General features: G+C 36.8%; 12 protein-coding genes, 2 tRNA genes and 1 pseudogene. 10 read left to right on the forward strand and 5 right to left on the reverse strand.

Going from position 1 to position 15,838, the window contains the following annotated elements; all coding sequences use genetic code 11:
• Window positions 1–10 precede the first annotated feature (10 nt).
• The 4 genes from MKL38_RS07005 (at window position 11) to MKL38_RS07020 (ending at window position 3,821) form a co-directional block, all read left to right on the forward strand.
• Complete coding sequence (locus tag MKL38_RS07005; RefSeq protein ID WP_270902901.1) at window positions 11–1,168, forward strand: JmjC domain-containing protein; 1,158 nt, start codon at window positions 11–13, stop codon at window positions 1,166–1,168.
• A 710-nt stretch (window positions 1,169–1,878) separates the two neighbouring features.
• Window positions 1,879–2,919 (forward strand): hypothetical protein, encoded by a 1,041-nt coding sequence (locus tag MKL38_RS07010; RefSeq protein WP_270902902.1) that lies wholly within the window; start codon window positions 1,879–1,881, stop codon window positions 2,917–2,919.
• 8 nt (window positions 2,920–2,927) lie between these two features.
• A complete protein-coding gene (locus MKL38_RS07015; protein WP_033847041.1) occupies window positions 2,928–3,230 on the forward strand; it encodes an STAS-like domain-containing protein in 303 nt (100 codons plus the stop codon).
• A 6-nt stretch (window positions 3,231–3,236) separates the two neighbouring features.
• Window positions 3,237–3,821 carry a type II toxin-antitoxin system VapC family toxin gene (locus tag MKL38_RS07020; RefSeq protein WP_270902903.1) on the forward strand — a complete coding sequence of 195 codons (585 nt, stop codon included), beginning with the start codon at window positions 3,237–3,239 and terminating at the stop codon, window positions 3,819–3,821.
• A gap of 317 nt (window positions 3,822–4,138) precedes the next feature.
• Here the strand turns inward: MKL38_RS07020 and MKL38_RS07025 are convergent.
• From MKL38_RS07025 to MKL38_RS07040, 4 genes and pseudogenes are all read right to left on the reverse strand, one after another.
• Window positions 4,139–4,765 (reverse strand): annotated as a pseudogene (locus MKL38_RS07025) (DUF932 domain-containing protein); the annotation flags it as partial.
• 359 nt (window positions 4,766–5,124) lie between these two features.
• A tRNA-Ser gene (locus tag MKL38_RS07030) sits at window positions 5,125–5,214 on the reverse strand.
• An 86-nt stretch (window positions 5,215–5,300) separates the two neighbouring features.
• Window positions 5,301–7,331, reverse strand: a complete 2,031-nt coding sequence (locus MKL38_RS07035; protein WP_270902904.1) for an NADPH-dependent 2,4-dienoyl-CoA reductase — start codon at window positions 7,329–7,331, stop codon at window positions 5,301–5,303.
• 128 nt (window positions 7,332–7,459) lie between these two features.
• The gene (locus MKL38_RS07040; RefSeq protein ID WP_005042104.1) at window positions 7,460–7,795 is read right to left on the reverse strand and encodes a hypothetical protein; all 336 of its coding nucleotides are present in this window, start codon (window positions 7,793–7,795) and stop codon (window positions 7,460–7,462) included.
• A gap of 230 nt (window positions 7,796–8,025) precedes the next feature.
• Between MKL38_RS07040 and argG the strand changes: the two genes are divergently transcribed.
• Window positions 8,026–9,384: an argininosuccinate synthase gene (argG, locus tag MKL38_RS07045; RefSeq protein ID WP_270902905.1), complete on the forward strand. Its 1,359-nt coding sequence runs from the start codon at window positions 8,026–8,028 to the stop codon at window positions 9,382–9,384.
• A gap of 60 nt (window positions 9,385–9,444) precedes the next feature.
• Here argG and MKL38_RS07050 read toward each other — a convergent pair whose 3' ends face one another.
• Entirely contained in the window at window positions 9,445–10,707 is a 1,263-nt protein-coding gene (locus MKL38_RS07050) for a GGDEF domain-containing protein (protein WP_270902906.1), read from the reverse strand.
• 149 nt (window positions 10,708–10,856) lie between these two features.
• Between MKL38_RS07050 and pyrC the strand changes: the two genes are divergently transcribed.
• The 5 genes from pyrC to MKL38_RS07075 all read left to right on the forward strand — a co-directional run bounded on the left by pyrC (window position 10,857) and on the right by MKL38_RS07075 (window position 15,836).
• A complete protein-coding gene (gene pyrC, locus MKL38_RS07055) occupies window positions 10,857–11,891 on the forward strand; it encodes a dihydroorotase (RefSeq protein ID WP_003652801.1) in 1,035 nt (344 codons plus the stop codon).
• Window positions 11,876–12,538, forward strand: coding sequence for a ribonuclease T (gene rnt, locus MKL38_RS07060; RefSeq protein ID WP_004641888.1), 663 nt, complete (start codon window positions 11,876–11,878; stop codon window positions 12,536–12,538). Before pyrC ends, rnt begins: the two co-directional genes overlap by 16 nt.
• Window positions 12,539–12,556: 18 nt before the next feature.
• Window positions 12,557–12,632, forward strand: a tRNA-Glu gene (locus MKL38_RS07065).
• Window positions 12,633–12,815: 183 nt separating this feature from the next.
• Complete coding sequence (locus MKL38_RS07070; RefSeq protein WP_270902907.1) at window positions 12,816–14,936, forward strand: TonB-dependent siderophore receptor; 2,121 nt, start codon at window positions 12,816–12,818, stop codon at window positions 14,934–14,936.
• Window positions 14,937–15,152: 216 nt separating this feature from the next.
• Window positions 15,153–15,836 (forward strand): glutathione binding-like protein, encoded by a 684-nt coding sequence (locus MKL38_RS07075; protein ID WP_270902908.1) that lies wholly within the window; start codon window positions 15,153–15,155, stop codon window positions 15,834–15,836.
• Window positions 15,837–15,838: the final 2 nt, after the last annotated feature.

The following is a 15,838-nucleotide window of genomic DNA, read 5'->3' on the forward strand; positions in this document are numbered from 1 at the left end:
AGAATTTAATATGCTTATCAATCTAAATATGCCATACTCTCATTTTAGAGAAAATTACCAAGAAAAACAGCCATTTGTATTCAAGCAAGCTGTTAAAAAAAACAATGTTACATGGTCTGATATTAATGAGATTATTAACAGATGTGATGCATCTTCTAATGATTTCAGAGTATCTTTCGCTGATGGCAATGTACCTAAAGAAAGATATATTCAAACATACTATAATATTGGTGTATTACATAAAAAAATCATTAAATCCAAATTTTATGATTTTTTGAAAAAAGGTGCGACAATTGTTGCAAATAATATTTTTGATGAACCTAAATTCAATGATTTTGCAAAAGAAATAGCTCAATATACAGGAAGACAAACCATTACTAGTGCTTATATTGCTTTTGGGAATAAAGATTCTTATAGAGCACATTGGGATTCACGGGATGTTTTTGCTGTTCAATTAATGGGGAGAAAAAGATGGATAATTTATAAACCATCTTTAGAGTTACCTTTATATATGCAGCAAAGTAAAGATTTCGAACAAGATTATCCATGTCCAGAAGAAATATTTATGGACGTTACTCTAGAAGAAGGAGATATATTATACATTCCTAGAGGTTGGTGGCATAATCCGAGCCCTTTAGGCGAACCAACTGTACATCTAGCAATTGGTACATTTCCTGCTTTTGCTATAGATTTCGTAACATGGATTTTTAAGAACTTACCAGAAAATTATTCTGCAAGAGTTGCTCTAGAAAATTATGAGTTTGATAAAGAAGAACTTGAAAAACTTTCTGAACATATTCGAGACTCAATAATTAATGAAGAAAAATATAAACAGTTTATGGAGGAATTCTTTACCAATCAGAGACTTGAATCCAGATTAAATATTGAAACCTTAGGTAACGAAAATACAAATTGGATACCTAAAAATAAGTTAATTAGATTTAATACTTTTAGAGTAGATTTCCATGATGAATATCTTATAACTAGTGATGGAAAAATAAGTTTTAAAAATGAACTTTTAAAATTAAAAGATTTTATTATCAATCATAAAATTCTTCCTATACAAAAAATTTTAGATGAATTTAAACTTATGGATAAAAGTAAAATTGAAGAAACCTTATATTATCTTGCTCAACAAAACTTTATTGAGATTGTAGATAATAAATAGTATTTATGCCTAATCAATATTTAGTAGATAAAGCTTAATAAGAGGGGTTTCTCCCTCTTATTAAAATATTAATATACTATTTATCGAAATTTTTAATTATTTTTAAAGATTAATATTAAATCTGGTGTATGATCTCTTTAAGCGGCAATCTTATTTGTAGGTTGTCTGAGTCAGTCAATAAATTTAACGTTTTCTATAACCAGTTTCAAATTTATCGAATTCTCTGTTCTGTCTAAATTTCTTTTCTGCACTTTGGGCTGATTTCAAAATTATCGAAAGTACCGTTTCTCATTATCAGTATTACGCCATTGATGTGTTCTCAAGTGAATAGTAACAAACATTGAATCAATCGGATTACTCGTCTGAATATATTACCAACAACACACCGCTGGAAAGTCGTAAACTGCCTCGATCTTTCTTCAATTTATCCATCAGCCAATTATTTAAAAACTATCAATCTTTTGAAAAACAACCTTTATGTGTTTTAATAACTATTCACCCCCTCTTCCACGCTTATCTGGAAATCGAAGAAGAGCTTTAGCTTTTATTTAATTATTTGATCGTTTTGCGCAACTCATTTTAGACTATAAAAACTTAATAAAAAACAACTTAAATCGATAAAAAATATACTATTTAATTAATTTTTATATATAATTATTTAATCCTATTCCCTCTTTAAAACTAGTTCGCCTTCTGAAAAATCAAAAAATATGTTAATAAAATTCAAAAATTTAGCTGAAAACTGTTTCTTTTATATATTAATCTTATTGAAAAGTGTCTTTTTAATAACTTCATCACAAAAGAAAATAATTAACATTCCAGCTATACGTAGTGATTCGGCAGGTTTTCAGTTAACATTGAAATTGGTTAACACCATACAAGAAGATTCTATCAATGAATTTTTATTCGATTTTACTAAATGTTCAAAGTTATCTCATAATGGTATTGTAATATTGGGAGGTGTAATAAATTATATTGAGAATCAAAATGTATTAAAAAAAGAAGTTTTTAAAAAAAATATTTCTTGGGTAGGGATAGATTTTAAGAAAAACTCTATGTCTCAACTACTTATTGAAAATTTAACTAGTTATAATTTCTTCAACTATTTCAATAAAAATATTGAATCTATTTCACACAACAATACAGAGCGATATATCGGCTATCGAGAACATACAAGTGTATTAGACGTTAATGCACTTACTGAATATTTAGAATACGATTGGCTATCTAATGACAAGTTAAAGTTAAGTAATAAATTAAAAGGACAAATAATAAGCAAAATCATGGAAATTTTTATGAACGCTTATGGTCACGGCGTTAAAGGACAAGAACATAAAAAACTTGGTGTATATAGTTGTAGTGAATATGATAAAAGCGAAAGAAAACTTCATCTTAGTGTACTAGACTTTGGAATAGGTATTGTCAAAAATGTCATGAAGCATTCAAACATAACTGATAAAATTAAAGCTATGGAATGGGCTTTGACTTTAGGTAATTCAACAAATACTGACTCTAAAGACCCAATTGCGAGAGGTCTTGGCTTAGCATTGTTAGTTGAATTTGTTAAAATTAATAAAGGGCAACTTCAAATTTTTAGTAATGATGTTATGGCATATGTAAATAAAGATGGTTCATTTACAATTACTACTAACAAATTTCCTATCTCAGGTACATTAGTTAGTATCACAATAAACTGTGATGATAGATTCTATGCTTTTGCTTCTGAAAAAAAACCTCATAATTTCTTTTAGGATCAAATATGAATACAACCATAAAAGTCTTTGACGTGATTGGCAAGAATGCAATCTCGATGCAAAGTGGCGACAAAATCTACCTCTTATTGAAAAAAAATATGAAAGCAGATCATAAGGTTACACTTGACTTTTCAGGTGTTAGTCTTTTTGCTTCTCCATTTTTTAATACAGCAATAGGCTATCTTCTTAAAGATATGGAAATTGAGGAACTTCAAAAGCAACTTGATTTTATTAATTTAGATGAGGTTGGTAACGAGCTACTAAATCTTGTTATTTTTAATGCTATAAATTATTACAGAAAGAGTTAAGAGGTAATGAGTCAAATTTTTAATATAAAAAAAGTAACCCCCACTAAAGATGATGTCTACTTTATAGATACGAATGTTTGGTTTTGGTTTACCTACTGTGGATCTAATAAGAAGTTTATTGGTCGTGGACCTAGTGTTTATCAACTCAAAGAATATCCTGCTTTTATAGAGAAAATTCTTAATGTAGGCGCTAAAATTTTCACATCTCCTCTCATCTATACTGAGCTTGCCAATCTAATTGAACGTACAGAATATACACAATATGTTTTAAAAAATAAGGTAGATAAGACTACCTTCTCTCGCAAAGACTTTAGAGAAATAGAAGAATGTAGAGAAAAAGTTTTAAGGGAAATTAATAGTGCTTGGAATGTTATTTGCAGCGTATCAAGTGAGTGTCTTGAACTAAACTTAAATTTAGCAACTACTAAGGCGGCACATAATTTTATGAGTACCTCAACATTAGATCCATATGATGCCATTTTTATTCATTTCATGAAATCTCACCAAATAAATACACTTATATCCGATGACGGCGATATGATGAGTACGGATATTTCAACAATTATTACTGCAAATCGGCACCATATATAACAGTCAAATCATTTTTTGTTGATATTGCTATAGATCAAATCAGTTGTATATAACTCCTCAACAATTATGGGTCTTGTTTGACCTTCGTCCCAACCCACAAAATTTCTTGATTTAGGTTAAGTAAATGAGATTGTAAAGGTGGGTTTTTAATATATTTTAGACTTCAGATCCTTACTCATAAGAACTAGGCCTGTATATCCAAAATTGTAAGAAGCTAAATTTAGGGCATAAAAAGCCACATCCTAAGATGTGGCAAAAAGTTATTTCTTTTAAGAGAAAGTCTTTAGGCTAATGTGAGAAGCTTAATTTAAACTAAATTAAGCAATAATTCTTAATGCCTGTTCTAACCCACGTTGTTTAAGGTTGGCTCCTGCCCCAAACCATGCCGAATTCATCCGGTGATCTGTTGAAATCGCACGTCTCTCGTGATCGACAAACTCGGTAATACTGCATAACAAGCCATAAGCAGTATCTTTGGCTGATGCTAACTCAGCCCCACGTCCATGCCCGTTAAACATGGTCATGACCTTAGACATGGCACGTCCATTGGGTTCAGTTTTACTATCGGCTCTGGATGAGTTGATCTGTTTCGGTTTAGCTACATTGCGGTAGAACTGAATGATACTTCCATCCTGTTCAGCAATACTCAGGTTCGTGTTATTGAACACAGCATCGAGATAAGCTGCTGCTTCCTGTTGGGTCACTTTACGCTGGCTGAGTTGTTTCATTTCATACATGTGTTCATCCCATGTACGAACCGGAATACCGAGTTGCTGTTTAATTTTCTCGGCATCGAACTTGGTACTGTGTGGAACTTTCACTACACCAGCACTGCTATTCTGCCCACTTAAGGCAATCGCCAAGGTGTTGTTACACACCACACGAATTGAGGTAAATTGCGCCGTGGTGGCTAGTGTGCCATCACATGCTGTTGCCAATAAAATCTTTCAGCTTGAACCAGAGCACCTAGGTCAATAATTATTATATTTTTTCTTATTACGATGTCAGCGTAGTCAACTTCTAATGTCACAACTATATCAAAGTACGCAGATCAATATGATCCCAACAAAAAAGATCATAATGTTTATTAATAGTAAAAACTGCATCAAGAATAAAGTACTCAGTACATCTACAGGATAGTTTGTTTGGTAAGAAACAACTTAAACTCAATTTATTGATTATCCAAAGCCATCTGAATTGTTCTTATTTTGGCTATTCTAATCCAAGTTTTAATGTGGGGTGGGATGAGGGGTAAAATAGCAGACAAAAAAAAGCCCTTGTAATAACAAGGGCTTTTCGAATTTGGCGGAAGCGGTGAGATTCGAACTCACGGAGGACTCACACCCTCGTCGGTTTTCAAGACCGGTGCATTAAACCGCTCTGCCACGCTTCCATGTGCGTAAGAATACAAAGCTTATTCATTTTATTCAAGAAAAATATCATCGCTTTGTGTTCAAGTGCATATTGTTTCATCAAATATTACAATCGAGCAGCTAATTCTGCTCCTTCTTTGATCGCACGCTTCGCATCTAGCTCTGCTGCGAGCTTTGCACCACCAATAATGTAGTAGTTCGCTAAAGTCGACTCACCTTCTTTTGGCATCAGGTCTTTTACTGACTCTTGACCCGCACACACCACAATCGTATCGACACGTAAAAGCTGGTCTTGACCATTGTGCTCAATCCAAAGCCCTTCATCAGTGACCGCTTTATATTGCACACCACGGAGCATACGCACGCCATGCTTTTTAAGCTGTGCGCGATGTACCCAACCTGAAGTCTTACCAAGGCCAATACCTAGAGGTGTCGTCTTACGTTGCAATAAATAAATCTGGCGAACAGGAAGTTCAACTACTGGTGGCTGCATACCACCTTCAGAAATATAGTTAGGATCTGGGTCTACGCCCCATTCACGTTGCCACTCGGCTAAAGGTTGAGGCTGTGGTTGATGTGGAGGTTTAAGTAAGAATTCCGATACATCAAAACCAATACCACCCGCACCAATCACTGCAACTTTTTGCCCAACTTCTGCACCTTTTAAAACCTGAGCATAGGAAAGAACTTGTGGTGCATTGCTTCCTTCAATTTTTAATGCACGAGGGATTACGCCTGTTGCAACAATCACTTCATCAAAACCTTCACGTTCAAGCTGCTCACGGTTCACGCGAGTATTTAAACGTACATCCACCCCAGTTTTTTCGAGTTGGACTTTAAAGTAGCGAATCGTTTCGTGAAACTCTTCTTTACCCGGCACCACTTTGGCAAAGTTAAACTGACCACCCACATCTGAAGTCGCTTCAAATAAAGTGACCGCATGACCACGGCTCGCCGCAACGGTTGCTGCTGACATACCCGCAACCCCGCCACCGACAACAGCAATACGTTTAGGCTGCTTGGTTTTTAAATAAACCAGTTCAGTTTCATGACCTGCTCGTGGGTTCACTAAACAAGACACGCGCTTATTTTTAAAAGCATGGTCTAAACAGGCTTGGTTACAAGCAATACAGGTATTAATTTCATCAACACGGTTAGTCGCAGTTTTATTTACCCAAAATGCATCAGCCAATAAAGGACGTGCCATTTGAACCATATCTGCTTTGCCAGTTGCCAAAATCTCTTCGGCAGTTTCAGGCATGTTAATACGGTTTGACGCAATAATCGGAATAGAAATATGCTGTTTTACATGAGCCGTGTAATCGACAAAAGCAGCTCGAGGCACAGACGTTACAATCGTCGGTACCCGTGCTTCATGCCAGCCAATGCCCGTATTTAATAACGTTACGCCTGCCTTTTCTAGAGCTTTGGCAACAATCACGACTTCTTGCATGGTGTTACCGTCATGAACTAAATCGAGTAAAGACAAGCGGAAACAAATAATAAATTTCTCGCCGACTTTGGCACGAATCGCTTTAACAATCTCGACCGGAAAACGCATTCGGTTTTCAATGTCACCGCCCCAACGGTCAGTACGCTGGTTCACGTGGCTACTTAAAAACTGGTTAATTAAATAACCTTCCGAGCCCATAATTTCGACACCGTCATAACCTGCTTTTTTGGCAATGTCAGCGCACTGTGCATAATCGTCAATTGTGCTGATAATATTTTTTTCAGAAAGCTGGCGTGGTTTAAATGGCGAAATTGGAGATTTAATGGCTGTTGAAGACACAACAAACGGTTGGTAACCATATCTGCCCGCATGCAAGATTTGCATTAAGATTTTAGAGCCATGTTTATGAACAGCATGAGTTACCAGACGGTGCTGAGGAACATCAAATAGACTGTTCATGGTTCCGCCAGCAGGTGCTAACCACCCTTGACGGTTCGGTGAAATACCACCTGTCACAATCAGGCCAACCCCACCTTTGGCACGCTCTTCAAAATAAGCAGCCAGTTTAGGGTAATTATAGAAACGGTCTTCTAAGCCCGTATGCATGGATCCCATCACCACACGGTTTTTAATAGTGGTAAAGCCTAAATGTAATGGTTTTAATAGATTGGCGTAACTTGTCATGCTGCGTCCCAATAGTTTTTTGCAACTTGTTGCATAGTACTTTAATACTTTTTTAGTAATTTTGGATGACCCAGTAAAGAAATTTATCGGAGCTTATGGTCAATCCATCAAAACCACTCCTATTACTTTTATTTAATGACACTAAGGAAATCTGGCTCTTTTTCCCATTTATATAATAAGCACAGCATAATCACACCAAGAATAGTTCCAATTGGGAATGCAAAAAGTAAAAATACCGTTAAGAAAAGTGAAATATATCTAGAATTTTTTGAGCCATCTAAAACTCTTTTAGCAGCATATAGATGAAGCCCAATCACAACCGCTTTTCCAGTAACTCCACCGAATAAATAAGTAGAGGTTGAGCCACTGATTGCCATATAATGGTAAATCATATAAATCACGTCGAGCGCGGTGATCGCAGCCACAACATAATGTGCACGCGATAAGCCAAAATTTTTCTTCATATTTATCCTATTTTCTTTTTAAGTCATTAAAAGTATTTTCTTATTTGGAATAACAATACTTCATTCCCCCTTCCCATTCTATAAATACGCTTAGATTTTTTATGAAATTAAAACTTCAAATCAGAACAAGTGAATTAATGCTTTTTTTGCCAAAAAAAGCACCATGAATAGTGCTACAATAGCCGCCATTCAGAATTCTCGAGACCACCTATACGGGGTCTTTTTTATAAATGTTAGGATTAGCAATGACTGATAATGCAACTATCTTGCAGCATGTACCAGTAGGCAAAAAAGTTGGGATTGCCTTCTCCGGAGGCCTAGACACTTCAGCTGCTCTATTGTGGATGAAACAAAAAGGCGCAGAGCCTTATGCATACACTGCAAACTTAGGCCAGCCTGATGAAGATGACTACGATGCAATTCCAAAGAAAGCAGAACAATACGGCGCTGTAAAAGCTCGCTTAATTGACTGCCGCTTACAACTTGCGCTCGAAGGTATTGCTGCAATTCAGTGTGGTGCATTCCATATCAGTACAGGTGGTGTTCCTTATTTCAATACGACTCCATTGGGTCGTGCAGTAACAGGCACAATGTTAGTTACTGCAATGAAAGAAGATGACGTAAACATCTGGGGTGACGGTTCAACTTATAAAGGTAACGATATTGAACGTTTCTATCGTTATGGTTTGTTGACCAACCCGAATCTTAAAATTTATAAGCCTTGGTTAGATCAAAACTTCATCGATGAACTCGGTGGCCGTGCTGAAATGTCACAGTTCCTGATCGACAACGGCTTTGACTATAAAATGTCAAAAGAAAAAGCGTATTCAACTGACTCAAACATGTTGGGTGCAACTCACGAAGCAAAAGATCTTGAATACTTAAATGCTGGTATCAAAATCGTTGACCCAATTATGGGCGTTGCTTTCTGGAAAGATGAAGTTGAAATCAAACCAGAAGAAGTGACTGTCCGCTTTGAAGAAGGTGTACCTGTTGCATTGAACGGTCAAAATTTTGACAATCCGGTTGAGCTTATTCTTGAAGCAAACCGTATTGGTGGTCGTCATGGTCTAGGTATGTCTGACCAAATCGAAAACCGTATTATCGAAGCGAAATCTCGTGGTATCTATGAAGCACCGGGTATGGCCCTTCTTCATATTGCTTATGAGCGTTTGGTTACTGGTATTCACAACGAAGATACAATCGAACAATACCGCATTAATGGTTTACGTTTAGGTCGTTTACTTTACCAAGGTCGTTGGTTCGACTCTCAAGCGCTTATGTTGCGTGAAACTGCACAGCGTTGGGTTGCTAAAGCAGTTACAGGTGAAGTTACGCTTGAACTTCGTCGTGGTAATGACTACACCATCATGAACACTGAATCTCCGAACTTAACGTACGAAGCTGAACGTTTAACAATGGAAAAAGGCGATTCAATGTTCTCGCCTATGGACCGTATTGGTCAGTTGACTATGCGTAACCTCGACATTACCGATACACGTGCAAAACTTGGTATCTATACAGATGCTGGTTTACTTTCAATCGGTCAAGGTTCTGCTATTCCTCAATTAGACAGTAAGAAAAAATAATTTTCTTAGCTCATAAAAAGGCCACCTATTAAGGTGGCCTTTTTATTTTTTAAAATTCATTCAGGCAATTTCGGCGACTTGTAAAGGCTGATAATAAATCTGGTTACGTCCAAGCTCCTTAGCCCGATATAAAGCTTGATCGGCAGCATGAATTAAATTTTCCTGAGTTACTCTTAAGCCTTCTGTGTAAACAGTAAAACCTAAACTAATGGTCACATGCTTAGAAACCAACGACGCCGCATGAGGAATCGCTTGACGCTCAATCGCTTTATAAATATTGGCAGCCACCGCATATGCACCTTGAGCCGGTGTTTTTGGCAAAAGAACGACAAACTCCTCTCCGCCATAACGGGCAACAAAATCAACATGACGAATCGAATTTTTAATTGCAGAGGCAATAGATGAGATGACCTTGTCTCCCATCTGGTGTCCATAACAATCGTTATAGTTTTTAAAAAAATCGATATCGATAAATAAAACTGCCAAAGGACGTTGTTCTTGCTTTGCCCGATAGTAAAAAAAGTCGAACATCTCATCGAAAGTACGTCGATTAGAAATTTTAGTGAGCGCATCTTGCTGACTTAAATGAAGCAACTCAGATGCCTCAATACGTAAAATCTGTTCGTTAAGCTCAGCAAGCTGATTATTTAAAAAAAGGCTTCTTTCTCTAGACGTGAGCATCGTGCTAATTGAAAAACCTAAAATACAGCTACCAAACAGCGCCCTTCCCAAAGCGATATAGTCACAATTTGCTTGCAATAAAATCAATAGAGAAAAAACACAAATTGCTGCGATCAGACCGACATAAAGCATATGCAAAGGCTTTATACCGCTCAAGATAAAGCCGAGCATATATAAAAAAGAAAGTAGTAACATCGACTGATTTTTAAGAGCGATATTTCCTACACTAAGAAGCAACATTGCATTGACAATAATGGTAAAAAATACAATCCCGCACGCAGCAATATAAAAATATTCAGAGAGTTTCTTAAACTTGGCAAAAACCCAAAATAACAGTAGCGCACCAGCAATATTAATTGCACTTAATATGCAGAAAATAAAATCCCAAGTTATGTAAGGTACACCTATCACCAAATAGTCTGTGGGTAGCACTAGCAAAATAAAAATAAGGTAGGTTAGGATACCACTTGCTAAAAATTTTGAGATATTTTGTTTTGTTCGCTCAAGATTTAAGCACCAGAATTTTTTTTCTAATTGATGAGGCAAAGGTGTATTGGCATAACGATGGGTATGTAAAGTTACCAGATATTCTATTTCTTCTTTTGCTTTGAGTAATTCATGTACATTTCCCCTATTTACCACTACCCGTTTCCTGCCTCTTACACATTAACAAAATATAACATTATTTTTTAACGCCTCTTGCGCTTTATTTTGCCATTTGTCCGTAATTCTCGTTACCATTTTCACACTTTATCGATTATCATTTGTTTTATTTCGAAGTTTGAACTGCCTTGGACTCTATTACCCTGCTCCAGCCAGATGATTGGCATGCACATTTACGTGATGGTTTAGCATTAAAACGTACCGTACCTGATTTGGCTAAACAGTTTGCTCGCGCGATCTGTATGCCAAACCTTGTTCCGCCAGTAAAAACTGTGGAAGAAGCATTAGCTTACCGTGAACGTATTCTTGCTCATGTTCCAGAGGGTCTCAATTTTGACCCACGTATGGTGCTTTATTTTACTGACTTCACTTCACCAGACGAAGTTCGTAAAATTAAAGAATCTGGACATGTAAATGCAATTAAACTTTACCCAGCTGGCGCGACCACCAACTCTGATAACGGTGTAAGTGACATTCGTAAAGTCTATGCAGTTATTGAGCAATTAGAAGAGCATCAAGTTCCGTTATTACTTCATGGTGAAGTAACTCATAACCACGTCGATATTTTTGACCGTGAAAAACGTTTCCTTGATGAAGTACTCAACCCGCTTTTAAAACAGTTTCCAAAACTTAAAGTGGTACTTGAGCACATTACAACAAGCGATGCGGCTCATTTTGTTTTAGAACATGACCGTAATGTTGCTGCAACAATCACGCCTCAGCATTTATTATTTAACCGTAATGATATGTTGGTCGGTGGCATTAAACCGCATTTTTACTGTTTGCCAATTTTAAAGCGCCAAACACATCAAACAACTTTGCTTGAAGTTGCAACGAGTGGTAACCCTAAATTTTTCTTAGGTACAGACAGTGCGCCGCACTCGCAAGATGCAAAAGAAAATGCGTGTGGCTGTGCGGGCTGTTATAGTGCACCAAATGCAATTGAGCTTTATGCACAAGCATTTGACCAAGTGGGTAAATTAGAACGCCTAGAAGGCTTTGCAAGCCATTTTGGCGCAGACTTCTACGGTCTACCACGTAATACTTCTACTATTACTTTGGTAAAAGAAGATAATCTTGTACCAGAATCTTTTGATTATTTAGATGATCAAAAAATTATCCCGCTGCATGCCGGGAAAACGCTGCAATGGAGAAAAGTGTGACACAAGAAACCTCTGTCCCGGTCATTGGCCAACGTTTTCGTGGCTTCTTACCTGTTGTTGTTGACGTTGAAACGGCAGGTTTTAATGCCCAGACAGATGCATTGCTAGAAATTGCGTGCATTCCAATTGTGTATGATGCTCAGGGACAATTTGTCCCTGGTCCGGCATTTCATGCACACATCAACCCGTTCGAAGGGGCTAACCTCGACCGTCGTTCGCTAGATTTTATTGGTATTGATCCATTCAATCCAATGCGTATGGCAATGGCTGAAGATGAACGGACTGCATTACGCCGTATTTTTAAATCAGTAAATGACGTTCGTAAGCAGCAACATTGTACGCATGCCGTGCTGGTCGGTCACAATGCCCATTTTGATCTTGGCTTTGTTCAAGCGGCAATTGCACGTACAAGCACAAAAAACCAGAACCCTTTTCATAGCTTTTCAGTCATGGATACGGTTACTTTAAGTGCTGTTATGTTTGGACAAACTGTCCTTGCTAAAGCCTGTATTCAAGCTGGAATTGAGTTCGATGGTAAAGAAGCACACTCTGCTTTATACGATACTCAGAAAACTGCTGAACTGTTTTGCTATATTTTGAACAAACTGTCTCCTTACCTACTTGACAGTTTGGTGGCGGCTTCTTAAGATACCGCCATCCTCAACGTCCCTATCGTCTAGAGGCCTAGGACATCGCCCTTTCACGGCGGTAACCGGGGTTCGAATCCCCGTAGGGACGCCATTATTCTATTCTTATAAAATTTCTTTTTATTTTCTTAACATTCTATTTGTTTTTTAACCTCTCTTATTTCCAAATAAAATACATTTGTATTTAAATATCACTAATCCAGTATTTCTTTTACATAGATTTACAATATAATAATTCTTATTTTTATACTGATATTTATTATCAAATAGGTTTTAAATGGATCTTAAGCTTCGCCTCCTCTCCCTGAGCATTGCTCAATTCTGCTGTTTATCACCTGCTTTTGCAGAAACAGATAGTTCTTCAACTACTCTTGCTACGATTAAAATTAAAGCTCAACAGGCTTCTGACCAAACTTATAAAGTCGATAGCTCTAGTAGCGCAACACGTAGTGAAATCGCATTAAAGGACACACCGCAATCGGTCAGTGTTGTAACCCAAAAAGTAATTGAAGATATTGGTGCGACACGCTTAATTGAAGCTCTTGATTTAGCTGGCGGTGTTACCCGTGCTAATAACTTTGGCGGTCAAGGCTTAACTGGTTTTAACCTTCGTGGTTTCACCAGTGGTGAGTTTTATCGTAACGGATTCCCAATTAACCGCGGTTATCCAAATGCACCAGATAGCAACACCATGGAACGTATAGACGTTTTACGTGGCCCCTCTTCTAGCTTATATGGTCGTGGTGATCCTGGTGGTACGTTTAACTTAATTTCAAAAACACCGAAGTCTGAGCAACAAACCACTTTAGGTGCTCAGCTTAACAGTGAAGGTTTATACCGCACCACTGTAGACACTACAGGCACCATTCCAAATGCAGAGAATATCGGTTATCGCCTAAATGTAATTGCAGAAGGCGGCGATAGTTATCGTGACCATGTCGAATCTAAACGATATGGGATTGCTCCTGTCATTCAATGGCAAGCGACTGATGCAACTAGAGTAACCTTTGAAGCGGATATTTTACGGAATCAACATCCGCTTGATCGTGGTCAAACACGCTATGCAGGTCAGAAGTCTTTTAACAGTTCACCAGAAACCTATTTGTGGGAAACAGGTAAATATAACAACCGAATCTACAATGATAACAATATGACTCAATTACGAGTCGAACATGACCTTGGAAATGACTGGAAGCTCAATGCGGGTGTGCAATACTTAAATGGTAAATTGCATGGCTATGCGGTAGAAGCAAATGGAATTCAGGCTGATGGAGAAACGCTCGAAAGAAATTACAACTATCGCGAATTAAAATGGCAAGATACTGATGCACAAATTAACCTAACAGGTAATTTCCAGCTTTTAGGTTTAGCACATACTTTAGTGACTGGGCTTGAATACGAAAACTACGATTATAAATCATACATTATTCGTTCAGATCCAAAGTCAAATAACTACCCTATTAATATTAATGATCCTGTTTTAGGACAACCACTACCTGAACTTAATCGTGTGACTACCCATGACCGTGAAAATTTAAAAACCACGGCCGTTTTTGTACAAGACCAAATCGATTTAAATGAACGTTTAAGTGCTTTATTAGGTTTACGCTTTGAGCACTATGAGCATGACTATAAAAACCTATTACCGAATACTACAAATTGGAATACCAGTCATGATGCCATTATTCCTCGTTTAGGGTTAGTTTTTAAAGCCCGTGATGATCTTTCAATCTACAGTAACGCAGCAAAATCATTTAAGCCAAATACAGGTGCAAGTCATAGTGGCGAAGGCTTTGACCCTGAAGAAGGTATGGCTTATGAGCTAGGGTTTAAATGGCTAGCTCTCGACAATATGTTGTCGGTTGACTCTGCTATTTTTTATGCTGAAAAAGAAAATGTCTTAACGGATGATCCTTTATACCCAAATCAAAATAAAAAAGTTGCTGCTGGTGAAGTTCGCAGCCAAGGTATTGAATTAAATATTGCAGGGCAAATTACGCCTGCTTGGAAAATTATTGGTGGATATGCATATACAGATGCTGAAGTGACTAAAGACAATACTTTGCAAAAAGGAACGTCTTTAGCCAATATTCCAAAGAACAGTTTTAATCTTTTAAATATTTATGAATTTCAGGGTGGAGCTTTACAAGGTTTAGGTCTAGGAGTTAATCAAAAATATATTGATAAGCGTTCAGGACAAACAGCCAATAGTACCTACACCATGAAAGGTTATGCGGTTACAGATTTGGTTTCTTATTATCAAGCAACACCAAAACTTCGTCTTAACTTAGATTTGAAGAATATTTTTGATAAAGTTTATGATGAAAGTGCCTTTAATTTATATGCTTATCCAGGTGAACCACGTACCGCTCAGTTTGGCATGAGCTATACGTTCTAACTTGAAAATATAAAAAATCCTTTCACGGCGATAACCCAAGCTCTAATCCCATAAGGATGTCAAACTCTAAAAAGCCACTGCATTTTTAAGGCAGTGGCTTTTTACTGACCTTCTCTCATAAAAAATATAATCTTTTGATTTATAAATACTTTATTATACTTAAGTTATCTTCTGTCCTATACTAAGAGTAGATCAAAACTATAATTTGAACATGACATGCAAATTCGATTATTTCATCTACAAAATTCACGCTCTCAACGCATTATTTGGTTTTTAGAAGAATTAGGACTCAATTATGAACTCATTATTAAATACCATTCAGATGTAGACGAAAATAAAAACTCACCCCACCAATTATCAAAATTTCCTACTATCGAAATCATTGAACAAGGAGAGTTTTCAATCTTAGCTGAAACCTCAGCAATTTTAGATTACCTATCTCATTTACACCCACAATTGGGACCGAACAATTTATTAAGCCAACAGCTCCAAAATTTTTATTATTGGAAAAATTATTGTGAGGCGACATTCATTCCCGATTTGGTACTCAAACAAATCTTTCACCAAATTGTACAACGTACACCTTTTCCAATCCGTTTCATTCCTAAACTTTTAAAATATGGATTTGATCAAGGTTATCTAAATCAATCATTACAACGACAAATGAGCATGATTGATAAACATTTAGAGCATCACTTATGGTTTGCTGGAGATCAGTTTACTATTGCTGATATTTTGATGTGGTTTCCATTACTGGCTTGCTCACAAAATTACAGCCGGTTTAAACATATACAGCGTTATCTTGCCCAAATAGAAAACAGACCTGCCTTTAAGAATGCTTTATTTAAAGGCCAATGGTCTGCTTCTACATTTAACGCTTACTGGACTATTGCATGGTAATT

Origin of the sequence: Acinetobacter sp. AOR14_HL (assembly GCF_027855175.1) — a bacterium.
Lineage (GTDB): Bacteria > Pseudomonadota > Gammaproteobacteria > Pseudomonadales > Moraxellaceae > Acinetobacter > Acinetobacter calcoaceticus.